The organism is Pseudomonas sp. LFS044 (genome assembly GCF_047978245.1).
In the GTDB taxonomy this organism is placed as follows: Bacteria; Pseudomonadota; Gammaproteobacteria; order Pseudomonadales; family Pseudomonadaceae; genus Aquipseudomonas.
Map to the genome: position 1 here is coordinate 1 of NZ_JBFPFX010000045.1, position 25,323 is coordinate 25,323.

Here is a 25,323-nt window from a genome sequence, read left to right on the forward strand (position 1 = left end):
CACAACCCACCCCCCCCACCTGCTGCTATTTTACTATTGTTTTGTAACTAAACCCCCCCCCCCCGCCCCTCTTGCCCTCCTGTGTTGGGTTTTTTGTGCGGGGCGCTAAAATTAATACCCCCCCCCACGGCAGCTCGAGCCGGCGCAGGGCATCTTGCACCTCCAGGCCAGAGGCCTCGGGCAGGTTCATGTCCAGCAGCAGGCAGGCATAGGGCGTGTCGACCTGGCCTTCGAGCAGTTCCTCGGCGCAGGCATACAGCCGATGGGCGATATCTTGCGAGCGGAATAGCCGCCCCAGGGCGTTGCGCACCGACGGGTCGTCATCGACCACCAGCACCGGCACGTTTGCGATATCGCCGACCGGCTCGATGATCTCGGCCAAACCGCACAATGGCGATTTTCCCGACGCCATGCAGGGCACGTCGAGGGTGATATCTGCGGCCAATCGATAGCCACGGCGCGGCACTGTCTGGATCAGCCCGGGGTTGCCGAAGGCCTTGCGCAACAGCGATACCTGCACCTGCAGGTTGTTGTCTTCGACCACCGTGCCAGCCCAGACCTGGCTGAACAGCTCGTCTTTGGCGACCACCCGGCCCTGGGCCCTGATCAATGTCGCCAGCACCTCGAACGCGCGGCCACCCAACGGGATCGGCTTGCCGTCGAGAAAAGCTTCCCGCCGCTGCAGCGACACTTGGGCATTGCCTAATCGGATCATCAACGTCTCTCGCAGGCACGGGCGGTTGCGCGGCCATGTGCAATCTAGGCCAGCGTCCACGTTCAAACAATTATCCCGAGGGATAGGTTGGCCTTAGGCTCTGTACGAAAAGCCCTGCGTCTCAAGGCTTTTCGTACAGAGCCTAGGATACAAGTGCCCGCCGCCCCTCTGGGTACCATAACAGTCAAGATGGTGCCCGTTCCTGCCATGCTGCCTGCAAGCGCCGAGTCTAGGGGCCTTGCTGCGTATACTCGGGCGTCAGGATGTCGTTAGCAGGGGTGTTGAATGCTCGATGAACGCCTTGCGCAAAGGCCTGTCGATTACGACCAGTCGCTCGATGAAAGCTGGCTGAACCGGTGCGATATCACCCCACTGGGCCAGGAAGGTGACCTCACCTACTTCCGCCTGCGTGACCCCGTCACTCGGCAAGCCTGGCTCGCCGTGCGTGCGCCGGTCGAAGCCCCGGCGGCGTGCCAACGCCTCGAACGCGACTACCGCCTGCAGCTTGACCCGCAATGGGCGGTGATTCCCTCGGCCTTCTTGCGCTCGGCCGAAGGCCCGCTGCTGGTTTACCCCCTCGGCCGCTCCATCGCCGACCTCATTGCCCATGGCCCTGCGGCTATCATGCCGTTCCTCGAGGTGGCGGTGAATGCCGCCAACGCCCTGGCGCAAGCTCACGAACGCAATGTGCTGCATGGTGCCCTGCAACCCGAGCACGTGTGCATCGAGCACCCAAGGCGTGTGCGGCTGGGTTGCTTTCGCGCCGGCAGTGCCGAACTGGTCAGCGGCCAGAATGCGCCGATCGGCAACTGGTCGTACCTGGCACCGGAGCAAATCTGCCCCCACGGCAGCAGCAGCGACCAACGCAGTGATATCTACGCCCTCGGCGCCATCCTCTACCACCTGCTGGTGGGCGAACTGCCGCTGAGCGGGCGCGACAAGCTGCACTGGCGCCAGCTGCATGCGGGTGTACAACCACGGCCTGCCAGTGAACTCGACGCAACGGTGCCGCTGCCACTCAGCCGTATTCTCGCCAAGGCGTTGGCCAAAGAACCCGACGCCCGTTACCAGAGCGCCCAGGCTTTGGCCATCGACCTCGCCCATTGCCAGCGGCAATGGGCGACAAGGAAGGCCATCGAAAACTTCGAGCCGGGCTGCGCCGACAGTGCAGCCCCCAGCCGAGAGCGCCTGTACGGCCGCACCGCCGAGCACAAGGTCATCGCCCTGCTGCTGAAAGCCTCGCGGCGTGACAGCACGCCTCAAGCACTGTTCATCAACGGTGCCACCGGCATGGGCAAGTCCAGCCTGGTCGAAGCCACGCTCAAGGCAGAAGCCCACGGTTACTGGGCGGCCGGCAAGTGCAATAGCCCGGAACAGGCTGTGCCCTACGGGCCCTGGATCGAAATACTGCAATCGCTGACAACCCAGTTGCTGGCGAAGAACAGCCAGGACCTGGATGCATTGCGCCGCGAGATCCTGCGCCGAATCAAAGGCCGTGGCCGGCTGCTGGGCAAGCTTGCCCCAGACCTCAAACTGGTCATCGGCCCACTGCCCGAGCTGCCGGAGAAGCCCACGCGCCTGGCATTGCAGAAAGAACTGCGGGCCATCGTCGAGTTCCTCCATGTGTTCAGCCGGCCGGGGCACCCACTGGCGGTGTTTCTCGACGACATGCAGTGGGCCGACGACGCCACGCGGAACCTGTTGCTGGAGCTGTTCGCCAACCCTCCAGGCAACCTGTTGCTGATCGTCGCCCAGCGCAACGATACGCGGGGTTGCAGTGCACCCGACAACGCCCCGACAGCTATACACAGCACTACCCTGAACCTGCGCCCGCTGCCCGTTGGCGCGGTGACGGAGCTGATCGGCGAGCGCTACCATGTGCCCCCCGAAGCGGCATTGCAGGTTGCTGAGCTGGTGCACGCCAAGACCGCCGGCAACCCGTTCTTCATCAATCAGATACTCACTGCGATGGTCGAGGATCGGCTGTTCACCTTCGACACCCAGGCCATGCGCTGGACATGGTCGCTGGAGGCGGTGGCACGGCACCGTTATGCCGACAACGTCGCTGACCTGATGGTCCAGCGCCTGGCGCGCCTGCCTGCTGCGCAACGCGATGTGCTGCGCATCGCCAGCGCCGTGGGCAACCGCTGTGACGAGCGTTTGCTGCAGTGCCTCCTGGCCCTGCCTGCCGGGCTTGCCACCGAGCCACTCAGGGCGTTGATTGCAGCAGGCTTTCTGCAACCGGGAAAAAAGGGCCTGGCTTTCCCCCATGACCGCGTACAGGAGGCCGCTTACGAACTCACGCCAGAACGTGAGCGAGCGCCACTGCATGCGCGCATTGCGCAGGCCATGCACCACACCTGGAAAAACGAGCCACGCGACGGTGTATTCGCCATCGCCAACCAGCTGCAACGCGCCAGCCCATGGGCCTTTGCAGCGGATGACTGTGCAGCGTTCCTGCCGTTGCTGCGTGAAGCCGCACTGCGTGCGCGCGACAATGGCGCGGTTGACCAGACCGCCGGCTATCTGAACACGGCCGACCACCTGCTGCGCCTGAGTGCAGCGCCCGACACACATGCCGAGCATGCCTTCGCCATCGCCTGCATGGCGGCCGAGTGCGACATGCAGCTGTCGCACATGCCTCAGGCTGAAGCGCGCATCATCGAATGCCGGCAACGGGCACGCGCGGCCCCGGACAAGGCCCGGGTATGCAGGCTGCAGGCCCGCTTGCACACATTGCGTGGTGACTACCAGGCGGGCATCGATGTGGCACTTTCGGGCCTCGAACTGCTGGGCATCACCCTGCCCCGGCGCGCCAACCAGGCTCAAGTCGAAGCCAGCTATGACCGCGTGCAAGGGCTGATCGAGCAGCAAGGTCGTCACTGCCTGGAGTCACTGCCACGCACCGATTCTGAAGAAATCACGGTTGCGATCAGCCTGCTCGCGACCCTGTCGTCGTCTTTTTTCGTGCAGGAGGACGTCTGCTTTCTGCACCTGGCCAAGCTCATGGAGCTGTCCCTGGTCCAGGGCGTCGCGCCTGGCAGCACCTACGGCATGGCCTGGTTCGGTGTAATGATCGCCGAGCGCTTCGGTGCTTACCACGACGGGCATGCCTACTGCCTTGCGGCTTTGAAGCTGATCGAGCGGCATGGCTTCGAGACCGACCTGACCAGCGCTCTGCTCGCCCTCGACCAGGTCAGCGCCTGGACTGCACCCATGGAATTCGCCCGGCGCACCGCGTTGGAGGCGGTCGATTCAGGCCGCGTCAGCGGCGATTTGGCGATGAGCTGCTACGCCTGCAATCACCTGGTTTCAGACTCGCTGTTCATGGGCCGCTTCTTGCAGGACGTCGCCGCCGAGGTGGCGCAAGGCCTGGCCACGGTGCGCCGCGTTCACTATAGCGATGTGGAACAGATTCTGTTGGCCCAGCAGGCATTTGTCGCCAACCTGAGCGGCACCCCCTTCGCAGGCTCGACTGTAGAGGTGAAGTCGCACACGACCCTGTTCTTCAAGCACCTGTTCAGCGGCATGTCGGCCTTTTATATGGGTAACATCAAACAGGCGATGCACAGCCTGGCCTGCGCCGCCGAACACACTTGGGCGGCGCCTGCGCACATCAACCTGGCCGACTATCACCTGTTCCATGGGCTGACCCTGGGCAGCCCGGAAGCACCCGGCAGCCTCGCCAGCAAACTGGCCATACTGCAAACAGTGCGCGAGCGCTTCGCCGGCTGGGCAAGCTTCAACCCGGTGACCTTTCGCAACAAGCTGCTGTTGATCGAAGGCGTGATCGCCAAGCTAAACGGCGATGGCCTGGCTGCTATCCGCTGCTTCGACCAGGCGCAGATCGCGGCCACCGCAGCCGGCTTCATTCACGAGCAGGCCCTGGCCCATGAGCAGCTGGCAGAGGTGTGCATCCCCAGCGGGCTGATCTCTGGCGCCAACTTGCACCTGCGCATTGCCCGCGACTGTTTTCATATCTGGGGCGCGACCGGCAAGGTGCGCCAGCTGGAGACGCTGCACCCATTCCTGCGCACGCAACCCGTGCAGGAAACCTACCGCACCGCCAGCCAGGCACGGCTGGACCTGGAAGCCGGTGTCGAGGCAGCACGGGCATTGTCCGAAGAGGTGTTGCTCGAAGGGTTGATCGAAACGCTGATGGGCCACCTGACCCAGCACTCCGGTGCCGACCACGGCGCCTTGCTGATCGTCAGCGGTGCCGAGTTTCAAATGGCGGCCCTGGCCTATATCGACGACGCTGGCCTGCACGTGCGCATGGACAACTGCCAGAAGTTCCTCACCCAGGCGCCACTGTCGATCATCAACGCCACCATGCGCACCAAGAAGCCGCTGGTGCTCAACGACGCGCTCAGCGATTGCCCGGAAGCGTTCCGCTCGGAACTGCATGCACGCCATGCGCGCTCGGTGCTTTGCCTGCCGCTGGTGATCCAGGGTGTGCTGATCGGGCTGGTTTATCTGGAAAACCGCCTGGTGCCGAACCTGTTCGGCAGCCAGCGCCTGGCCATGCTCGAGATACTTGCGTCACAGGCGGCAGTGTCGCTGCAGACCGCCAAGTTCTATACCCGCCTGGCCGAAGACAACCAGGCCCGCGCGCAGATGGAGGCCGAACTGCGCCGGTCGCGTGCAGCGCTGGCCAGCAGTGCGCACCTGCAGGTGATGAATGAGCTGTCGGCGTCCATCGCCCACGAAATCAGCCAGCCGTTGCTGGGCATCGCCTCCAACGCAGCCGCCAGCCTGCGCTGGCTAAAGCGTGAACAGCCCGACCTGGACGAAGCCATTGCAGGCTTGGAAGACATCCGCAACGACAGCGAACGCGCGGCAAACATCGTGCGGGCGTTGCGTTCGTTGGCCAAGCAATCGCCGATGCAGCTCAAGGCAGTAAAGCTGGATGAGTTGATTCTCGAGGTAGTGCGGCTGACTTCGGCAGACGCCCACAGAGGCACAGTGAACGTGCAGACCCAGCTACAGGCGGGCGTGAGCGTGATGGCCGACCCGGTGCAGTTGCAGCAGCTGGTGTTCAACCTGATCACCAATGCGCTGGAGGCATTGGCGGGGTATCGCAGTGATGGGTTGCTGCGAATTTCGTCCCAGGTGCTGGCGGACAGGGTGGAGGTTTGCGTGGACGATAACGGGCCGGGGATCGCGCCAGAAGACCGGGAGCGGGTGTTCGGAGCGTTCTATACCACCAAGAGCAGCGGCCTGGGGATGGGGCTGGCGATCTGCGGTTCAGTGGTGCAGGCCCATGGTGGGCAGCTGCAGGCGCAGGTTTCGGAGCTGGGCGGGTGCAGGATTCGTTTTACTATGCCGATGCCCGCTGGCAACTGAATCGTTAGCCTGTCGCGGCGTTGGCTCATGGGATGACTCCTTGGGTTGAATAGCGGACCTCGGCACTGGCCCGAGGGCTTATACCGGGGGATAAAGCCGTCTTAAGGTTCACCCGCGTCGACTGGCGCCAAGCCTTGGGTGGCTGGCCGACCAGGCGGCTGAAGGCGCGGGTGAAATGCGCCTGGTCGCAGAAGCCGCATTCAAGGCTCACGTGGGTGATCGGCGCCTCTGTGGCCAGCAGGCGCTTGGCCTTCTCCATGCGCGCCAGCAAGCGCCAGGCCTGGGGCGACAGGCCGGTGTTGACCTTGAAGGCGCGCGAGAAATGGCTGCGCGTGAGGTTGCACACACCCGCGATCTCGATGATCGACAGTGAGCTGCGCAGCATCAGTTCCTTGGCCTGGCGCAGGCGCGCGGGGGTCAGGGCACCGGGGGTATTCGGGCAGTTTTGGGGCGTCCCAGGGTTCATGGCGACTCTCCTGATCAATGCAGAAAGTCTCGCCCTCAGCAGGTGACAAAGTCCTGAGTCAAACCTGAATAGTTCTTAATTGAGCGCTGCTGGCCCCGCCGCGTTACCGATACCTTAAGATGCACTTCGTTCTCAGCTTCACGCCGCCGCAAGCGGCCAGTATTCAAGGCGAAAGAGGTATGCAGGAAAATCGCGCTCATCGCACCGTGGCCATGGTGCTGTTCAACGATGTGCTGTTGCTGGATGTCACCGGCCCCATGGATGCCTTTGCCATCGCCAACCGGTTCTTGCCTGAAGACCGGCGCTACCGGCTGGTTACCGTGGCGCAAAGCCAAGGTACCATCCGTAGTTCATGCGGCTTGAAGGTATTGGCAGATCTACGCCTGGAAGACCTCCCCGCCAACATCGAACTGCTGCTGGTACCGGGCGGGCCTGGGGCCTATGACGTTGCCCTGCCCGAGCTGGAGCGCTGGCTACCTGGGGCTGTACGGGGTGCCAAACGCTTCGGCGCCATCTGCACTGGGGTTTTTCTGCTCGCGCGGGCCGGCCTGCTCGGCGGTTATCGCTGCACCACGCACTGGAATTACGTGGAGCGCCTGGCACGCGCGTTCCCGCAAGCGAAGGTCGAGACAGAGCAGATCTATGTAGTCGACCGCGACTTGATCACCTCTGGCGGGATCACCGCAGGCATCGACCTGGCGCTGGCCATCGTCGCGGAAGATCACGGCAAGGCGCTGGCCCTGGAAGTGGCCAAGGTGCTGCTGGTGGCCCGCCATCGCCAGGGCGGGCAGACACCTTATGGGCCGCTGCTGGCAGCGGTACCGCGCGATGGCTCGGCGATCGCGCGGGTGCAGGCGTATATCGTCGACCATATCGACCAAGCCTTTACCGTGCAGAAGATGGCCGACCTGGTGGCGATGAGTGGGCGCAATTTCGCCCGAACCTTCCAGCGCGAGGTGGGCATAACGCCGTTGCAGTACCTGCAGAATGCGCGCATCGACCAGGCACGCAAACTGCTGGAAGGCAGCGACCGTCCGTTGAAGGTGGTGGCGGCGCAGTGTGGATTTGGCAGTGACCGGCATATGCGCAAGGTGTTCTGCGAGCGGATCGGCATGACGCCGGCGCAGTATCGAGCGCAGTTTGGTGGGGGCTGACTGTCAATCAAGACGGGACAATGTTTCTCCTGCAGCCCCGATTGTTTGAAACAGCCGCAATCCCCAGAATTGTCCGCCACACTGTTCTAATGCTGCCCCGGCAGCTCATGGAGTTCGAGCCAATGCCACACGAAGGCAGCCTTCTACAAACCGCGGTGATCTTTCTGCTCGCCGCGGTCCTCGCCGTCCCCCTGGCCAAACGCCTGCAACTGGGTGCCGTGATTGGTTACCTGCTGGCTGGCGTGGCCATCGGCCCGCAAGCCCTCGGCCTGATCCGCGATACCGAAAGCGTGGCGCATATCTCCGAGCTGGGCGTGGTCCTGCTGCTGTTTATCATCGGCCTGGAATTATCCCCCAAACGCCTGTGGCTGATGCGCAAGTCGGTGTTCGGCGTGGGTACTGCGCAGGTGCTGCTGACTGGCGCACTGATCGGCGCCATCGCGCTGTTCGGCTTCGGCCAGTCGCTGCCGGCGGCCATCGTGGTCGGCCTTGGCCTGGCGTTGTCGTCCACCGCCCTGGGCTTGCAGAGCCTGGCCGAGAACAAGCAGCTCAACGCTCCACATGGCCGCCTGGCATTTGCCATTCTGCTGTTCCAGGACATCGCCGCGATCCCGCTGATTGCCCTGGTCCCGTTGCTGGCCGCCAGCGGCCCGGACACCAGCCACGGTGACAGCCTGGAGCATGGCCTGAAGGTGTTCGCCAGCATCGCTGTGGTGATCGTCGGCGGTCGCTACCTGTTGCGCCCGGTGTTCCGCATCGTCGCCCGCACCGGCCTGCCGGAAGTGTCCACCGCCACCGCGCTGCTGGTAGTGATCGGCACCGCCTGGCTGATGGAGGAAGCCGGAATTTCCATGGCTTTGGGCGCCTTCCTTGCCGGCCTGCTGCTGGCCGACTCTGAATACCGCCACGAGCTGGAGTCGCAGATCGAACCCTTCAAAGGCCTGCTGCTTGGGCTGTTCTTCATGAGCGTCGGCATGGGCGCCAACCTGAGCCTGCTGCTGGAAATGCCGCTGGTGCTGCTGGGGCTGACCTTGCTGTTGGTGGCGGTCAAACTGGTGCTGCTGGTTGGCGTCGGGCGCCTGGCCGGTGGCCTGAACAGCGCCAGCGCGCTGCGCCTGGGTATGGTGCTTGCGGCTGGCGGTGAATTCGCTTTCGTGGTGTTCAAACTGGGCAAGGACCAAGGGCTGTTCGATACCCAGACCTACGACCTGCTGTTGATGACCATCACCCTGTCGATGGCCATCACTCCGCTGTTGATGCTCGGCTGCGCCCGCGCCCTCAAACGCCCGCAACCTGCGCGGGAGGTGCCCGAGCAGTACAAGACCATCGACGCCGGCACGCCGCGTGTGGTGATCGTCGGCATGGGCCGCATGGGGCAGATCGTGTCGCGCATCCTGCGTGCACAGAAGATCCCCTTCGTCGCCTTGGAAACTTCGGTGGACGCCATCGAGATGACTCGCATGTTCGAACAGGCCCCGGTGTTCTACGGCGACCCGCTGCGCCCCGAAGTGCTGCATGCAGCCAAGGTCGGCGAGGCCGAATACTTCGTCATCACCACCGACGACCCGGAAGTCACCACCCGCACGGCGGAACGGGTCAAGCGCCTGTACCCGCACTTGAAGGTGCTGGCCCGCGCCCGTAACCGCCAGCATGTGCACAAGCTGGTGGACGTAGGTGCCGAGCCGATTCGCGAAACGTTCTATTCGAGCCTGGAAATGACCCGCCGCGCGCTGGTCGGGCTCGGGCTGAGCAGTGAACAGGCAGCGGACCGCATCGAGCGGTTTGCCCAGCATGACGAGGAAGTGCTGGAGGCGCAGGGGCAGGTACGTGATGACCGGGCCAAGGTGATGCAGACGGCGAAGGAAGCGCGGGTGGAGCTGGAGCGGTTGTTTGATTCGGATGCGGATTGAGGCTGGTAGGTCGAAACACAAAGAGGGCTTCTGCCTAATGCTGTTCACTTAAGTTATGCATCGCGTGTGTTGTGGCCGCAGAGCGGCACCGGCATTCTTAAGTGAACAGCATTAGGCTTCTGCCCTCTTTTTTGGACTCGAAATCTCGAGAGCTGCCCCACCTTAATTGAGGAAACACCCTACACAATGAGTCCCCCCTCGTCTGATAGCCCGAGGAAACCCTTCTCAATAGGCTCACCTGGTCGCCACCGCTCCAGCGACTCTGATCGCAGCCAGGTATCCATTGAGCTCCACCAATCCAACCGCGAGCGTCGCAGAGAAGAAAGGCCAGAATACCTGGCGGGACGAGCGACAGCCCGATCTCAGAACGCTTGTTCGTGATATGCGTACCCAACCCGTTGAAGAGTTAGCCGCTGCCCCATCGCACGATGCCGCAATGGAGCTTGCTGCAATCCATCTGGGTTTGAGCAATGCAAGGGCTGACTCAGTAACCGTCACCACCCCAATGGGCGTTATCCGAATTCAGCGCAGCTGTGTACACCACATCGTCGAGAAACGACAAGACGCCAGGGAACGTTATGTGAAAGTAGCGCTGGATACATTAACCGGGCCGTTCGAGGTGTGGGAGGTCGCTTACACCAATGACACCAACAGGCTGGCTTTCATAGGCGTTTACGAGACCAAGCGGCAGATGCTGGTGGTGGTAACACTCCACAACGGCAAAATGTTGTGGAACTTCATGCAGTGCGATGCAAAGGCACTGAACAAGCATCGTCATGGGAAACTGCTCTACAAGCGATACTGTTTGCTGTCGAGCAAAGAAAAGGGCCACTGTCACCAGTGGCCCTGTAACCATGCTTGATATTCATATACACACCCTCAAGCCAGGGTGTGGAGGTCTCACCCGACGTTGATGATCCAGCCATCGACGGGGTTCCTACGCCAGCTATTGCCGCTGAATGGCAGCTGGTTTCGCGCTCACGTAAAACGCTAACAACACTTCAGGATCTAGTCAACGATGGCCCCATTGCGGAGGCCATGCATAAAGTTACTTCGTATTACTTACCAGCAGTCAACGCGTTATAGCTGGTCATCAAATTCCGATAATCCGGAATGTGGTTGGAGCACAGCGCCGCCAACCCTTCAACATCGTTGCGCCAGTCGCGATGCAGTTCGCACGCCACACCGAACCAGGTCATCAGCTGCGCCCCTGCCTGGCTCATGCGGTCGTGGGCTGCTTCGCGGGTCATCTCGTTGAAGGTGCCGGAGGCATCGGTTACCACGAACACGTCGAACTCTTCTTCCAGCGCGGCCAGGGCCGGGAACGCGACGCATACCTCCGTCACTACACCGGCAATGATCAGTTGCTTCTTGCCGGTGGCCTTCACTGCCTTGACGAAGTCTTCGTTGTCCCAAGCATTGATCTGGCCTGGGCGGGCGATGTACGGGGCGTCGGGGAACAGGGCTTTGAGCTCCGGTACCAGCGGGCCGTTGGGGCCTTGTTCGAAGCTGGTGGTGAGGATGGTCGGCAGGTTGAAGAACTTGGCAAGGTCGGCCAGGGCCAGCACGTTGTTCTTGAACTTGTCCGGCTCGATGTCACGCACCAGCGACAGCAGGCCAGCCTGGTGGTCGACCAGCAGCACGGCAGCGTCGTCTTTGTTCAGGCGGTTGTAGGTGAATTTGCTCATGGTCTGTGCTCCTAAGGTTTATGAATTTTTCAGCAATCTGGGGTGTTTCGCGTTGATGGGCACAGATTAAAATCATCACCTTTAGAGCGGTAGACTGCGAAAATCGCCCTTAGCGTTCCACCTGGAGAACGATCATTGGAAGACCTGAACTCCCTCTACTTTTTCACCCAGGTGGTCGAGCACGGCGGCTTCGCCCCGGCCGGGCGGGCGCTGGACATGCCCAAGTCGAAACTCAGCCGACGCATCGCCGACCTTGAGGACCGCCTGGGTGTGCGCCTGCTGCACCGCACCAGCCGGCACTGCTCGCTGACCGAGATTGGCCAGGCCTATTACAACCGTTGCCTGGCCATGCGCGTTGAAGCCGAAGGCGCGGCGGAGATCATCGAGCGCAACCGCAGCGAGCCACGCGGGCTGGTGCGCATCAGTTGCCCGACCACACTGCTCAACTCCTGGGTCGGGCCGATGCTCACCCGCTACATGCTCAAATACCCGCAGGTGGAACTGTTCATCGAAAGCACCAACCGCCGCGTCGACCTGCTGCATGAAGGCTTCGACGTGGCGCTGCGCGTGCGCTTCCCGCCGCTGGAAAACACCGACATGGTCATGAAGGTGCTGAGCAACAGTACCCAGTGCCTGGTGGGCCACCCGCAGTACCTACAGCAATTGCCCAAAGGCTTCGATCCACAGCTGCTCGGCACGCTGCCCAGCGTGCACTGGGGCAGCGCCCAGCGGGAGTACCAGTGGGAGCTGTTCCAGGGTGAAGACATGAGCCGCAGCATCGTGATCCCGCACACCCCGCGCATGGTCACCGACGACTTGTTCGCCCTGCGCCATTTCGTGGTCGCCGGGGTGGGGATTGCACACTTGCCTAGGGTCGCGGTGCGCGAAGACCTGGCGGAAGGCCGGCTGGTCGAGCTGCTGCCGGAATGGCACCCGCGTTGCGGCATCGTGCACGCGATCTTCCCGTCGCGGCGCGGGTTGCTGCCCTCGGTTCGGTCGCTGATCGATCACCTGGCGGAGGAATTCGCCACTAGCGATATGGCCTGATCAGACCCGCGCAGCCATCGCTCGGGCTTCACCTTTGAGCAGCAGATCGACCAGCAGCGCCAGCAACACAGCACCGGCCGCCACGGCGAACAGCGTAGCGTAGTGGCCACCACTGGCGGCGAACAACGCCGAGTATGCGTACCCGGCGATCGCCTGAAAACTGGCGAACGACACGGTGGCGCGGCTCCATATCGCATTCTGCTGGGCGTGGCCCTCAACCAGTTGATGCACCCGCGCCAACGCCAGCGGCACGATCCCTGGCGGGAACGAGCCGATCAACAGCGCGGCAGCGGCGAGCAGGCGCAAGTCCTGGCTGCCCAGCAAAACGCCCAAGGCGATCAGTTGCGCAAGCAATACCAGGCGGATGCCCGCACGGGCACCCAGATGATCGGCCAGCAACCCGTAGATCACAGGCCCGGCAATTGCGCCAAGGCCGTACAACCCCCAGATCACCCCGCCGGCGTGGGTGCCAGCGCCCAGCCCGCGGCTGACATAATCCACCAGGAACATCATCGGGGCCACCAAGGCCGTGGCCATCAACGCGTATTGGCCGAATAACACCTTGATTGCCGGCGAAACACTGCCTGGCTGGGGCACAGGCCCCGCCTGCTGATGCGCGTGCTCGGCTGGCCAGCCGGCCCAGCTGCTGAGCGTGAGCAGCAACGAGAACGCCGCGAGCCCCAGCCAGGTCTGCTGCAGGCCCTTGCCCAGCAGCCATGGCACCAGGCTGGCGGCAGCGGCGATGCCCAGGCCAATGCCAAGGAAGATCGCGCCACTGGCCAGCCCGCGGCGCGCTGCAGCCACATGCGGCAGGATCGCGCTGGCCGCCAGCACCATGATTACGCCGCCCGCCACCCCCGACAGCAGCCGCCAGCCGAAGAACCACCCCACCGACAGCGGCCAGGCACACGCCAGGAACGCCAGGCTGACCAGGACCATCATGCCGCGCAGCACCGCCCGGCTGGACCAGCGCGCCGCCAGCGGCCTGCCCAGTAGCGCGCCTATCAGATAACCCGCCAGGTTGGCCGCCCCCAGGTAGACCACCGCCGAGCTGGCGAACCAGTGCGCCTCGATCAGAGCCGGGATCAGCGGTGTATAGGCGAAGCGTGCCAGCCCGATACCGACCAGGCTGGCACACAGCCCGCTCCAGATAGGCAACCAGGGTGCACGTTGAGTCGAGACATTCATGATCTGCCCTCGCGCCGGCTGCGGCGCTTGTTTGTAAGGATGGGAAGAGCATAAAGTCGATTCGCGACGAAATAACGCAGCGATTTCTCAGCACCGCCCTGCATTTTTGCATCACCGAGGACACCCGCGATGAATTGGGACGACACCCGCGTATTTTTGGCCCTGTGCCGCGAGCAGACCTTGCGCGCCGCTGCCCGCAGCTTGGGCGTGGACCAGGCAACGGTGGGCAGAAGGCTCGGGTCGCTAGAGAACGCGCTTAACGCCACTTTGTTCCTGCGCACCTCCAGCGGTTACGCACTGACCAGTGCCGGGGAGGTCGCGATGCACGCCGCGCTGGAGATGGAGGCTGCCGCCGCAGGCCTGCAGCGGCAGATCCTTGGCCTGGATGAGCGCTTGAGCGGTGTGGTGCGGGTCACCACCACCGACTCGTTCGCCATGGATTTCATCATCCCGGCCGTCGCCAGCCTGCGCTTGACGCATCCGGGTGTCGAAGTCCAGCTACAGGCCTCGACGCAGATGCTCAACCTCACTAAACGCGAGGCTGATATCGCCGTACGCACGCACAAACCCGACAACCCCGAACTGGTGGTGCGCCGCCTGGCGCGCTGGCAAAGCGGGCTGTTTGCCTCAGCCGCCTACCTCGAGCGCTGTGGTGCGCCGGTACCGGGCAGCGGCTTCGCTGGGCATGAACTGGTGCTATACCAACCCTACCTGGACAGCGGCAAGGAGGTGACCCTGGCCGGCGAGCCCATCGCTCAGGGCCGGGTCGCCCTGACCTGCACCTCGGGGTTGATGGTGCGCCGGGCCCTGGCCAGCGGTATCGGGCTCGGTGAGTTGCCGCTGCCGCTGGGCGAGCGGGACGGCTTGCGCAAGGTATGGCCGCAGGGCAAGCCATACGATATCTGGCTGGTCACCCACCAGGATGTCAGGCACACAGCCCGGGTGCGGGTGGTGATCGAAGCGATTGCGCAGGCGTTCTCGAACTGACCCAGCACACCCTTACAAGACCCTGGCCTGTCCTTGCTCCACAGTCCCGCATCATCCACCCCGGAGCCCCCATGATCCGCGCCACTCACGGGCCAGGCCGCACCCTGCTCGCCACCCTCGCCCTCTGCCCGGCCCTCGGCCAGGCGCAGGAACCCGGCTGGTCGCTGCTCAGCCGCAACTACTTCCTGCACAGCGACTTCCGCTCCCCTTCCGGCAGCGGTCAGAACTACCGCCAGGAATGGGCTCAGGGCTTCATCGGCGAAATTCGCTCCGGTTTTACCGAAGGCATCCTCGGTGTCGGCATCGACGCCCACGGTTTTCTCGGCCTCAAGCTCGACGGCGGCCGCGGCCATGCCGGTACCGGCCTGCTGCCCCGCGACAGCGAGGGTCGCGCCGCGTCGGACTATTCCAGCGCTGGCGCCGCCTTGAAGCTGCGTATGGGCAACACCCAGTTGCATTACGGCGAGATGACCGTCGAAACCCCGGTGTTCGACACCGCTGACAAACGCCTGCACCCGGAGTACGCCACCGGCTGGCTGCTGGAAAACACCGACCTGCCTGACTGGCGCCTGCAAGCGGGGCGCTTCACCGCGTTCAACAACCAGGACAACAGCTCGACCCACGACGACTTCTCAGGCTATGGCGCCACTACCCATGGCCGCGCCATCAGCCTGGCCGGCGCGACCTTTGCCCCCGCTGGCCCGTTCGGCGGTGCACTGTACGCAGGGCAGCTGCAGGACACCTGGCGCCAGGCCTATCTCAACGTGAACCTGGCCGAGGGTAACTGGCGCTTCGACGGCAACCTGTACCAGACCCGCGACACCGGCAGCGCCAGTGCGGGCGCCATCGACACCCTCGCCTACAGCCTATCGGGCAAGTACCGCCTTGGTGTCCAGGCCGTGACCCTGGCCTATCAGAAGATCGAAGGCGACACGCCATTCGACTTCGTCGGCGGCGACTCGATCTACCTTGCCAACTCGATCAAATACGCCGACTTCAACGGCCCCGGCGAACGCTCGTGGCAACTGCGCTACGACCTCGACCTCGCCACCCTTGGCGTGCCTGGCCTGAGCCTGATGGGCCGCTACGTCAGCGGCAGCGCCATCGATGGCACGCATGCCCCGGCGGGCGGCGCCTACGCTGGCCAGCAAGGCAAAGGCGGGCGTCACTGGGAGCGCGACATCGACCTCAAGTACGTGGTGCAGTCGGGGGCCGCCAAGGACCTCAGCCTGTCGTTCTCCCACGTCAGCCATCGCGCCAATCAGGCGCAGGCGGGCGACGACATCGACCGCATCTACCTGATCATCGAGTACCCGCTCAAGGGCAGCTTCTGACACGGCCCGCCCCCACAGGTGCGAAGAGGCCAGTGATGAGCGCACAAAAAAGGGGGCCCGATAACGGGCCCCCTTTCACATCAGGTCAGCTTAGAACGCGAAGCACGAACACCCCAGCGCGCCCCAGAAGCCCTGGTAGTCATTAACCGGCACACTCGAATGCCGCGCCTTCTCATGGCTGTGTGCGTGCACGCCACACGGCCCGCTGCACTGGTGCACCGCCGCGGCCAACGATGGCGTACCGACGCGCCAGTGCCCCGGTACCTTGGCCACCGGCGACCATTCCGGCAGGACCGGCACCTGAGGTGGGCCAAGCCTGTCAAACTCGCCAGCGCCGTACACGACCTTGCCATCAACGATGGTCAGCACCGACTCGATACCCTTGATCGCCTCTTCATCCACGCTGAAGAAGTCCAGCGACAGCGCCGCCAGGTCGGCCAGCTGGCCTACCTTGATCTGGCCTTTCTTGCCCTGCTCGCTGGAGAACCAGGCACTGCCCTGGGTGAACAGCTGCAGTGCGGTGTCGCGGTCCAAACCTTCGGGGTACAGCTCCATGCCGCCCACGGTCTTGCCGCTGACCAACCAGTACAGCGAGGTCCATGGGTTGTAGCTGGACACGCGGGTAGCGTCGGTGCCGGCACCGACCGGCACGCCCATCTCGAGCATGCGCTTGACCGGCGGGGTCTGCTCTGCAGCCTTGGCGCCATAGCGGTCAACAAAGTATTCACCCTGGAAGGCCATGCGGTCCTGAATGGCGATACCGCCGCCCAGCGCTCGTACACGCTCGATGTTCTGCGGGGTGATGGTTTCGGCGTGATCGAAGAACCACGGCAGGCCATTGAACGGGATGTCGCGGTTGACCTTCTCGAACACGTCGAGCATGCGCGTGATCGATTCGTTGTAGGTGGCGTGCAGGCGGAACGGCCAGCGTTGCTCGACCAGGTGGCGCACCACCGGCTCCAGCTCTTCTTCCATGGTTTGCGGCAGGTCCGGGCGCGGCTCGAGGAAGTCTTCGAAGTCGGCAGCGGAGAATACCAGCATCTCACCAGCCCCGTTATGACGCAGGAAGTCGGTGCCGCTGTGCAGCTTGACGCTGGAGGTCCACTTCTTGAAATCGTCCAGTTCTTCCTTGGGCTTCTGGGTGAACAGGTTGTAGGCAATGCGCACGGTCAGCTGGTTGTTGTCGGCCAGCTCCTGGATCACCGAGTAGTCGTCGGGGAAGTTCTGGTAGCCGCCGCCGGCATCGATGGCACTGGTCAGGCCCAGGCGGTTCAGTTCACGCATGAACTGGCGGGTGGAGTTGACCTGGTATTCCAGCGGCAGCTTCGGCCCCTTGGCCAGGGTTGCGTAGAGGATCATCGCATTGGGGCGGGCGATGAGCATGCCGGTGGGGTTGCCGAACTTGTCGCGCTGGATTTCGCCGCCCGGCGGGTTTGGCGTTTCCTTGTTGTAGCCCACAGCCTTGAGCGCGGCGCGGTTGAGCAGCGCGCGGTCGTACAGGTGCAGCAGGAACACCGGGGTGTCGGGCGCGGCCTGGTTGATTTCTTCCAGGGTCGGCATGCGTTTTTCGGCGAACTGGAACTCGTTCCAGCCACCGACCACACGCACCCACTGCGGGGTTGGCGTGCGCGCAGCCTGGTCCTTGAGCATGCGCAGGGCATCGGCCACCGACGGCACGCCTTCCCAGCGCAGCTCCAGGTTGTAGTTCAGGCCGCCGCGGATCAGGTGCAGGTGCGAGTCGTTCAGGCCTGGGATTACCGTGCGCTGCTTGAGGTCGATGATCTGCGTGGCAGCACCCTTGTGGGCCATGGCCTCGGCGTCGTTGCCCACGGCAATGAAGCGGCCGTCTTTGATGGCGACGGCGGTCGCGGTGGGCTTTTCGCGGTCAACGGTGTGAAGCTTGCCGTTGAACAGAATCAGGTCGGCGGTCATGGAACCTCCTTGAGTGGATGCGTGGGCGGAACCGGCGGAGCCGGTGAAGGGCAATGCGGACCAGAGCGCGCCAGCGGCACCGAGCACAGTGCTGGCGGCGAGGAACTGGCGACGGCTCTTGTCGTTGGCGTCCTGGGACATGGTCTTCTCCGTCTGGGTGCGGCGGCGGCGGCAACTGTGGAGCATGCCGCTTCAAGCCTGGTCAGGGATTGCATGGATGTGCGGTGGGTTGAAGAAGGTTAGCCCTGTTCACATTTTGTGCTGGCAGGGCCGGCCTCTTCGCCGGCAAGCCGGCTCCCACAGGCACCACACAGGGCTTGGAGCCGATGCGGTCGAGGTAGGAGCCGGCTTGCCGGCGATGGGCCGCAACGCGGCCCCAGCCTGCTCAGCGTTTCAAAACCGCCCGCAGGTCTTCTCTCAGCCGCGCAGCCAGTTGGCACAGCGCCGCGTTACCCACGGCATGATGAAGAACACCACAGGCAGAATGACGAACAGGTTGACGATCAGGTTGCCGATCACCACCCCGCCCAACTGCGGAAAGCGTGCGAACAGCGGCGCCAGCAGCTGCGGAATGATCATGGTCATCGGGCAGATCACCAGGTAGGTCAGCAATGCCTGCTTCCAGCGCGGCGGTTGCGTAGCGTTGCTGCTCGGCGGGGTGAACCAGAACTCCGGGTCGTCGTGCACCTGGGTGTGGTCGCCGCCTTCGAGCAGCGGCAGCACTTCGTTTACCAGCGCCTGGCGCTCGGTTGAGTTGACCCAGGCCTGCAGCAGGCCGGCATCGGCGAAGCGCACCACGGTGGTGAAATGCAGCCCACCGTCGTCCGGGCGGATCACGTTGACATCGAGGTGCCCCGGCTGGCGCCGAGCGGTGCTGACCGTGCGCTTTAGCCAGGCTTCGTAGCCGGCCAGCGACGCGGCGCGAACCTTGTGCTGAATGACCAGGGTCACCACGTTGCGGTTGTCTTGGAATGCGGTGTTCATCGGCGTTCCTTGGGATGAGCTTGCCCGCATCCACTGTGCAACGGCGGACGGGCGGAGGATTGGATGGTTGTGCTGCCCTGCTCGGGCACCGACTGACGGTGCCCTGGGCGGGCCGGCTTACTTGCCGGCGTTGAAGGCGTTGTAGCTGGTCATCAGGTTGCGGTAGTCCGGGATGTGGTTGGAGCACAGCGCGGCCAGGCCTTCGATATCGTTGCGCCAGTCGCGGTGCAGCTCACAGGCCACGCCGAACCAGGTCATCAGCTGCGCACCGGCACGGCTCATGCGGTCGTGGGCGGCGTCGCGGGTCATGGCGTTGAAGGTGCCGGAGGCATCGGTCACCACGAACACCTCGAACTCTTCTTCCAGGGCAGCCAGGGCCGGGAAGGCGACACACACTTCGGTGACCACGCCGGCGATGATCAGCTGCTTCTTGCCGGTGGCCTTCACGGCCTTGACGAAGTCTTCGTTGTCCCAGGCGTTGATCTGGCCTGGGCGGGCGATGTACGGGGCGTCGGGGAACAGCGCTTTGAGCTCTGGCACCAGCGGGCCATTCGGGCCTTGCTCGAAGCTGGTGGTGAGAATGGTGGGCAGGTTGAAGAACTTGGCAAGGTCGGCCAGCGCCAGCACGTTGTTCTTGAACGCGTCCGGCTCGATGTCGCGCACCAGGGACAGCAGGCCAGCCTGGTGGTCGACCAGCAGAACGGCGGCGTCGTCTTTGTTCAGGCGGTTGTATTTGAAGTGGGTCATGGTCGTAGCTCCTAAGGGTTTTGATTTTCAGTAATTTGGGTGTTTCGCGTTGATGGGAGAAGATTAAAACCATCCCCTTTTGAGCGGTAGATAGTGGTTTTTGGCTTTAGCGTTCTATTTAGTGAACGATGAGTTGGCAAAGCCGGCGCAGTACCTGTGAGAGCGGTAATGCCCGCGAAGAAGCCAGCACAGACAGCCATTGCCTGCCCGCCCAACCTGCTCTATTACTACCCACAGCCCTCCCCTCACCCCCGAGACCACCATGCTGGCTTTCATCCAGTCGTCCCCGCTGTTGCTCGGTTGCGCCCTGATCCTGCTCGACCTCGTGCTTTGGCAACTGATCCCTGTTCAGCGCAGGGCATGGCGCATCGGCGCAAGGCTGGCGATCTTCCTGCTGTTCAGCTGGGTACTGGTGGCTGCCGGGATGAGCCCGCTGCAACCGCCGCCCTGGGTCGACAACGTGTCGCGCAACCTGATGGCCACTGTGCTGGCCATCGGCTGGTGGCTGTTCGGTGCGCGCACGGTGACGGTGGTGTTCGGCCTGCTGCTGGTGGCGCGCGGCAGCCATGGCGGGCGGTTGCTGCAGGATGTGCTGGGGGCGTTGATTTTCCTGGCGGCGGTGGTGGCCGCTGCCGGCTATGTGATGCAACTGCCGGTGAAGGGCCTGCTGGCCACCTCGGGGGTGATGGCCATCGTCATTGGCTTGGCGCTGCAAAGCACTTTGGCCGACGTGTTCAGCGGCATCGTGCTGAACACCACGCGGCCGTACCAGATCGGCGATGCGATCTCCATCGACGGCACCGAAGGCAAAGTGCTGGATATCGACTGGCGCGCCACCCGCCTGCTTACCGGCTCAGGCAGCCTGGCGGTGATCCCCAACTCGGTGGCGGCCAAGGCCAAGTTGCTCAACCACAGCCGCCCGGCCGATGTGCATGGGGTGTCGATCAGCGTGGTGGTGCCTGCCAAGGTGCGGCCAAAGCGGGTTTTCGATGCGCTGGAAAAAGCCTTGCAAGGCACCCGCGCGATTCTCGCATCACCCAAGCCAAAGGTGACGGTCAAGGCTTCGAGCCTGGAATCGGTGGAGTACGAAGCCAGCGGCTTTGTCGCCGACATGGGCGGCAAGACCGAGGCACGCAACCAGCTGTTCGACCTCGCCCACCGGCACCTGGAGGCCAGCGGCGTGATGTGGAACGTCGACCTGGCCCTTCCACCGCGCAGCCGCCAGCGTGAAGTACTGGACGAAGTGCGGGTGTTCCGCTCGCTGAGCGACGAGGAGCGCGACGCCCTGAGCCAGCGCATGACCGCGGTGGAATACCTGGCGGACCAGGTGATTCTCGGCGTGGGCGAGCTGTCCGATTACTTGCTGGTGATTGGCAGCGGCGTGGTGTCGGCGTCTGTACGTGATGGCGACAAGCTGCTGGAGGCCGGGCGCATGGGGCCGGGTGAAGTGCTGGGGATCGAGGGCATCATCGACGAGGATGACTCGTTTGCCGAATTCCGCACCTTGACCAGTTGCGTGCTGTACCGCATCGACAAGGAGCAGGTGCGCAGCTGCCTGGTGCAGCGCGGTGAGGTGCAGGCGGCGTTGACCAAGTTGCAGCGGTTCAGGCGCCAGAGCCGGGAATCGCTATTGCTGCAGAAGCCGACCCTGATCAAGAAGGGCGGCTTCCTTAGTTGGTTGCACAAGTAATCGGTTTGTCTTTACTGGCCTCTTCGCGGGGCAAGCCCGATCCCACAGGCACGCCACAGGACCCTGTGGGAGCGGGCTTGCCCCGCGAAGAGGCCAGTGGTTACAACACCACTCTCAAGCACTGCCCCGCGTGATACAGCGAGAACCCTGACTCGTAAAACGCCGTGCGCAACGACGGCGCACTCACCCCGGTCATCGGCGAGAACGGGATCGGCAGGCTGTCCGCCTCACCCTTGAGCAGAAACTCGGCAAACGCACGGCCGATCACCGTGCCGGTGGTATTACCCCGGCCGTTGTAGCCGGTGACCGCGACCAACCCAGGCGCCGGTTCGAACAGGCGCATCAGGTGGTCGGGGGTGAAGTCGATGCAACCGGTCCAGTGCATCTCCCACTCGACCTTGCCCAGCTCCGGGTAGTAATGGCTCTGTATGCGGTCAGCCCAGCTGCGCACGAACCACGCCGGCTTGTTGTCGACCCGGCCGAGGCTGCCGAGCAGCAGGCGACCCTGGTCGTCGCGGCGGATGCTGCTGAGTACGGTGCGGGTGTCCCACGAGCCTTGGCCATGCGGCAGGACCTTGTCGGCAGCAGCACCGTGCAGCGGCTTGGAAGCGACCTGGTAGTAGTAGCCACGGAAGAACTGCTTCTGCAGGTTGCTCCAATCGCCTTCGGTGTAGGCGCCGGTGGAGATCACCACCTTCTCGGCGCGCACCGAGCCGCGGGCAGTCTTGACCCGCCAGGCGTCGCCATCGCGCTCCAGGCCTTCGACGGCCGATTGCTGGAACAGCTTGCCGCCCAGGCGCGCAACCGCCGCGGCCAGGCCCTGGGTATAGCCCATGGGGTTGATGGTGCCGGCGCGGTGGTCAAGCAGCGCGGCGGAAATCTTGTCGGTACCGCAGTATTCCTGGCACTGGGCGCCGGTCAGCAACTGCACATCGGCGCCGCGTCGGCTCCATTGTTCATGGCGCGCTTGGAGGTCGGCGATGCCGGTGGCGTTGTGCGCCATGTGCAGGGTGCCTTTGTGCTGCGCCTGGCAATCGATGCCAAGGCGTTCGATCATGGCGAACACTTCGCCGGGCGCCTCGCCGAGCACCTTGTTCAAGCGGCTGCCCTGCTTCTGGCCCAACGTTGCTTCTACATCGTCGGGGCGTATCCAGGTGCCGGCGTTGACCAGGCCGACGTTGCGTCCGGAGCCACCGTGGCCGATCTTCCAGGCCTCCAGCAGGATCACCGACTTGCCCTGTTCGAGCAGGTGGATGGCCGCCGACAGGCCGGTAATGCCGCCGCCGATGACGCAGACATCGGCCTTGTGCTCACCGGCCAGGGCCTGGGCGGCGACGGTCGGTTGGCTGACGTGTTCCCACAAGCATTGTTGACGCAGTTCGGACATGGCCGGCTCCAGCAGTTTTGTTCTTATTGGGGCTGCCTTGCAGCCCTATCGCCGGCAAGCCGGCTCCCACAAGAATCGCACCGAACCCTGTGGGAGCCGGCTTGCCGGCGAACCGGGGGCAACGCCCCCGGCCATGCAGCATCAGTCGAACACGATACCCTGCGCCAGCGGCAGCTCACGCGAGTAGTTCACGGTGTTGGTCTGACGACGCATATAGCCTTTCCAGGCATCCGAACCCGACTCACGGCCACCGCCGGTTTCCTTCTCGCCACCGAACGCACCGCCAATTTCGGCGCCGCTGGTGCCGATGTTGACGTTGGCGATGCCGCAGTCGCTGCCCGAGGCGCTCTGGAAGCGTTCGGCTTCACGGATATCAGTGGTGAAGATGCACGACGACAGCCCCTGCGGCACTTCGTTGTTCAGGCGCAGCGCCTCTTCGAAGTCGTCGTAGGCCAGCACGTAGAGGATCGGCGCGAAGGTTTCGTGGCGCACCACCTCGCTCTGCGCGGGCATTTCGGCGATGGCAGGCGAAACGTAGTAGGCGTTCGGGTACTGGTCAGCCAGCTGACGCTCGCCACCGAATACCTCGCCGCCTTCGTCGCGGGCCTTGGCCAGCGCGCCCTGCATGGCGTCGAACGACAATTTGTCGATCAGCGGGCCCACCAGGTTGTCCTTGCGCGGGTCACCGATACGCACCTTGGCGTAGGCGGCTTTCACACGGGCAACCACTTCGTCCTTGATGGAGCGATGCACGATCAGGCGGCGCAGCGTGGTGCAGCGTTGGCCGGCGGTACCGACGGCGGAGAACAGGATGCCGCGCACGGCCAGGTCCAGGTCTGCGCTCGGGGCCAGGATCATGGCGTTGTTGCCGCCCAGTTCCAGGATGCTGCGGCCAAAGCGGGCGGCCACGCGTGGGCCGACTTCACGGCCCATGCGGGTGCTGCCGGTGGCGCTGACCAGCGGCACGCGCGGGTCGTCTACCAGCGCTTCGCCTGCTTCGCGGCCGCCGATGATCAGTTGCGCCAGGCCAGCCGGGGCATCGCCGAAGGCTTGCAGGGCTTTTTCGAACAGCGCCTGGCAGGCCAGCGCGGTCAGCGGGGTTTTCTCGGACGGCTTCCACACCACCGCGTTACCGGCCACCAAGGCCAGGGCAGTGTTCCAGGCCCACACGGCCACCGGGAAGTTGAAGGCACTGATCACCCCGACGACGCCCAGCGGGTGCCAGGATTCACGCATGTGGTGGCCAGGGCGTTCGGAGGCAATGGTCAGGCCGTACAGCTGGCGCGACAGGCCCACGGCGAAGTCGCAGATGTCGATCATCTCCTGCACTTCGCCCAGGCCTTCCTGGGTGATCTTGCCGGCTTCGATCGACACCAGTTCGCCCAGGTCGGCCTTGTGTTCACGCAGCACTTCACCGAACAGGCGCACCAGCTCACCACGGCGCGGGGCCGGCACGCTACGCCAGGCTTCGAAGGCACTTTGCGCCGCGTCGATGCGGGCGGTGGTCTCGGCCTTGCCAAGCAGTTTCACCGTGGCGATCTGGCTGCCGTCGATCGGCGTGTGAACAGGGTAATCGCCCTGGGTGTAAGCCGTGGCGGCAACGCCAAGGCGCTCGAGCAATCCAGCAACCATTTGTGTTTCTCCTACATCGGGTGATGGGGTGGAAAAATGATGGGGATCAGTATTAATCCGATCACACGGGTGCAACAAACGACCTTTATTCCGCTTATCATTCCGTCAGGTAATGATTCGAGCCGCAGAGAACGCTATGTCCAAACGCCTGGTGCCTTCCATGACCGCCCTGCAGTGCTTCGAGGCTGCAGCTCGCCACTTGAGCTTTACCCGTGCCGCCGAAGAGCTGCACCTGACCCAAAGCGCGGTCAGCAAGCAGGTGGCGCAGCTCGAAGAGATGCTCCGCCATCACCTGTTCCTGCGCATCCGCCGGCGCCTGCAGCTGACGCCTGCCGGTAGCCTTTACCTGGCGGAGGTCAACAAGATCCTCACCCAGGTGGATATGTCGAGCCGCTACGTGCTCACCTACGGCGAGCAGACCGAGATATTGAAAGTAGCCACTCAACCGAGTTTTGGCGTGCGCTGGTTGATCCCGCACCTCAAGGGTTTTGGCAAACGCCACAGCAACATCCACCTCGACATCCGCAACGAAATGGAGCCCTTCGCCTTGCTGCAGGGCTCGGCCGATGTGGTTTTCTTCTATGGGCAAGGCACCTGGCCGGGGGCGACCTGCATCGAGCTGTTCAGCGAAGAGGTAGTGCCCGTGTGCGCCCCGGAGCTTCTGGCAGGGCGCAAATTGAAGGAAGCCAGCGAGCTGGCCGAACTGGTGCTGCTGCAAAGCACTTCGCGGCCGGAGGCCTGGCACGAGTGGTTCCTGGAATTGGGGCTGCACAGTGTCAGCGCCTACCACGGGCCGCGCTTCGATACGTTCTATATGGCCTTGAGCGCGGCGCAGGCCGGTTGCGGGGTGGCGCTGGTGCCGCGTTACCTGGCGGCGAAGGAGTTGGCCGAGGGTAGCCTGGTGGTGCCGTGGAACCATGCCATGTGCAGTGCCGGGGCGCATTACCTGGCGTATGCCGAGCATGCGGCGGAGGTGCCCAAAGTGCGGGCGTTGGTGGAGTGGATTCAGGAGCAGCTTCAGCCTTGAGATTGCCGGGCCGCTTTGCGGCCCTATCGCCGGCAAGCCAGCTCCTACAGGCACAGCACAGTTGCTGAAACTTGTGCTGTGCCTGTAGG

Annotated in this window: 17 protein-coding genes and 1 pseudogene; 9 read left to right on the forward strand and 9 right to left on the reverse strand. The window is 63.8% G+C overall.

Features of this window, described 5'->3' with window-relative positions:
• Nucleotides 1-114 precede the first annotated feature (114 nt).
• A pseudogene (locus tag ACNQPL_RS25600) lies at nucleotides 115-715 on the reverse strand (winged helix-turn-helix domain-containing protein); the annotation flags it as partial.
• Nucleotides 716-1,000: 285 nt separating this feature from the next.
• Between ACNQPL_RS25600 and ACNQPL_RS25605 the strand changes: the two are divergent.
• The gene (locus ACNQPL_RS25605; protein ID WP_416468273.1) at nucleotides 1,001-6,061 is read left to right on the forward strand and encodes an AAA family ATPase; all 5,061 of its coding nucleotides are present in this window, start codon (nucleotides 1,001-1,003) and stop codon (nucleotides 6,059-6,061) included.
• 25 nt (nucleotides 6,062-6,086) lie between these two features.
• Here the strand turns inward: ACNQPL_RS25605 and ACNQPL_RS25610 are convergent, their stop codons facing one another.
• Nucleotides 6,087-6,527, reverse strand: coding sequence for a helix-turn-helix domain-containing protein (locus tag ACNQPL_RS25610; protein WP_416468276.1), 441 nt, complete (start codon nucleotides 6,525-6,527; stop codon nucleotides 6,087-6,089).
• 179 nt (nucleotides 6,528-6,706) lie between these two features.
• On the opposite strand from ACNQPL_RS25610, the gene ACNQPL_RS25615 reads away from it, so the two are divergent.
• From ACNQPL_RS25615 to ACNQPL_RS25625, 3 genes are all read left to right on the forward strand, one after another.
• Nucleotides 6,707-7,681, forward strand: a complete 975-nt coding sequence (locus ACNQPL_RS25615) for a GlxA family transcriptional regulator (protein ID WP_416468277.1) — start codon at nucleotides 6,707-6,709, stop codon at nucleotides 7,679-7,681.
• 122 nt (nucleotides 7,682-7,803) lie between these two features.
• Complete coding sequence (locus tag ACNQPL_RS25620; protein ID WP_346612612.1) at nucleotides 7,804-9,591, forward strand: monovalent cation:proton antiporter-2 (CPA2) family protein; 1,788 nt, start codon at nucleotides 7,804-7,806, stop codon at nucleotides 9,589-9,591.
• 283 nt (nucleotides 9,592-9,874) lie between these two features.
• Nucleotides 9,875-10,453: a PBECR2 nuclease fold domain-containing protein gene (locus ACNQPL_RS25625; RefSeq protein ID WP_416468278.1), complete on the forward strand. Its 579-nt coding sequence runs from the start codon at nucleotides 9,875-9,877 to the stop codon at nucleotides 10,451-10,453.
• Nucleotides 10,454-10,649: 196 nt separating this feature from the next.
• Here ACNQPL_RS25625 and ycaC (ACNQPL_RS25630) read toward each other — a convergent pair whose 3' ends face one another.
• Entirely contained in the window at nucleotides 10,650-11,279 is a 630-nt protein-coding gene (gene ycaC / locus ACNQPL_RS25630; RefSeq protein ID WP_346612614.1) for an isochorismate family cysteine hydrolase YcaC, read from the reverse strand.
• A 135-nt stretch (nucleotides 11,280-11,414) separates the two neighbouring features.
• Here ycaC (ACNQPL_RS25630) and ACNQPL_RS25635 point away from each other — a divergent pair, with 135 nt between their 5' ends.
• A complete protein-coding gene (locus ACNQPL_RS25635) occupies nucleotides 11,415-12,326 on the forward strand; it encodes a LysR substrate-binding domain-containing protein (RefSeq protein WP_346612615.1) in 912 nt (303 codons plus the stop codon).
• Here ACNQPL_RS25635 and ACNQPL_RS25640 read toward each other — a convergent pair whose 3' ends face one another.
• Nucleotides 12,327-13,514 (reverse strand): YbfB/YjiJ family MFS transporter, encoded by a 1,188-nt coding sequence (locus tag ACNQPL_RS25640; RefSeq protein WP_346612616.1) that lies wholly within the window; start codon nucleotides 13,512-13,514, stop codon nucleotides 12,327-12,329.
• A gap of 129 nt (nucleotides 13,515-13,643) precedes the next feature.
• On the opposite strand from ACNQPL_RS25640, the gene ACNQPL_RS25645 reads away from it, so the two are divergent.
• Both ACNQPL_RS25645 and ACNQPL_RS25650 read left to right on the forward strand, forming a co-directional pair.
• Nucleotides 13,644-14,501 carry a LysR family transcriptional regulator gene (locus tag ACNQPL_RS25645; protein ID WP_346612617.1) on the forward strand — a complete coding sequence of 286 codons (858 nt, stop codon included), beginning with the start codon at nucleotides 13,644-13,646 and terminating at the stop codon, nucleotides 14,499-14,501.
• 71 nt (nucleotides 14,502-14,572) lie between these two features.
• The gene (locus ACNQPL_RS25650; protein ID WP_346612618.1) at nucleotides 14,573-15,835 is read left to right on the forward strand and encodes an OprD family porin; all 1,263 of its coding nucleotides are present in this window, start codon (nucleotides 14,573-14,575) and stop codon (nucleotides 15,833-15,835) included.
• 90 nt (nucleotides 15,836-15,925) lie between these two features.
• Here the strand turns inward: ACNQPL_RS25650 and ACNQPL_RS25655 are convergent, their stop codons facing one another.
• The 3 genes from ACNQPL_RS25655 to ycaC (ACNQPL_RS25665) all read right to left on the reverse strand — a co-directional run bounded on the left by ACNQPL_RS25655 (nucleotide 15,926) and on the right by ycaC (ACNQPL_RS25665) (nucleotide 19,498).
• Entirely contained in the window at nucleotides 15,926-17,767 is a 1,842-nt protein-coding gene (locus ACNQPL_RS25655; protein WP_346612856.1) for an amidohydrolase, read from the reverse strand.
• 417 nt (nucleotides 17,768-18,184) lie between these two features.
• The gene (locus ACNQPL_RS25660; protein WP_346612619.1) at nucleotides 18,185-18,751 is read right to left on the reverse strand and encodes an antibiotic biosynthesis monooxygenase; all 567 of its coding nucleotides are present in this window, start codon (nucleotides 18,749-18,751) and stop codon (nucleotides 18,185-18,187) included.
• A 117-nt stretch (nucleotides 18,752-18,868) separates the two neighbouring features.
• On the reverse strand, nucleotides 18,869-19,498 hold the full coding sequence (gene ycaC, locus ACNQPL_RS25665; RefSeq protein WP_060515117.1) for an isochorismate family cysteine hydrolase YcaC: 630 nt from the start codon (nucleotides 19,496-19,498) through the stop codon (nucleotides 18,869-18,871).
• 262 nt (nucleotides 19,499-19,760) lie between these two features.
• Here ycaC (ACNQPL_RS25665) and ACNQPL_RS25670 point away from each other — a divergent pair, with 262 nt between their 5' ends.
• Nucleotides 19,761-21,188: a mechanosensitive ion channel domain-containing protein gene (locus tag ACNQPL_RS25670; protein WP_416468280.1), complete on the forward strand. Its 1,428-nt coding sequence runs from the start codon at nucleotides 19,761-19,763 to the stop codon at nucleotides 21,186-21,188.
• A gap of 100 nt (nucleotides 21,189-21,288) precedes the next feature.
• Here ACNQPL_RS25670 and ACNQPL_RS25675 read toward each other — a convergent pair whose 3' ends face one another.
• On the reverse strand, nucleotides 21,289-22,575 hold the full coding sequence (locus tag ACNQPL_RS25675) for an NAD(P)/FAD-dependent oxidoreductase (protein ID WP_416468282.1): 1,287 nt from the start codon (nucleotides 22,573-22,575) through the stop codon (nucleotides 21,289-21,291).
• A 141-nt stretch (nucleotides 22,576-22,716) separates the two neighbouring features.
• Nucleotides 22,717-24,207: an aldehyde dehydrogenase family protein gene (locus ACNQPL_RS25680; RefSeq protein ID WP_346612623.1), complete on the reverse strand. Its 1,491-nt coding sequence runs from the start codon at nucleotides 24,205-24,207 to the stop codon at nucleotides 22,717-22,719.
• Nucleotides 24,208-24,343: 136 nt separating this feature from the next.
• Here ACNQPL_RS25680 and ACNQPL_RS25685 point away from each other — a divergent pair, with 136 nt between their 5' ends.
• Entirely contained in the window at nucleotides 24,344-25,234 is an 891-nt protein-coding gene (locus ACNQPL_RS25685) for a LysR family transcriptional regulator (RefSeq protein WP_416468283.1), read from the forward strand.
• Nucleotides 25,235-25,323 lie beyond the last annotated feature (89 nt).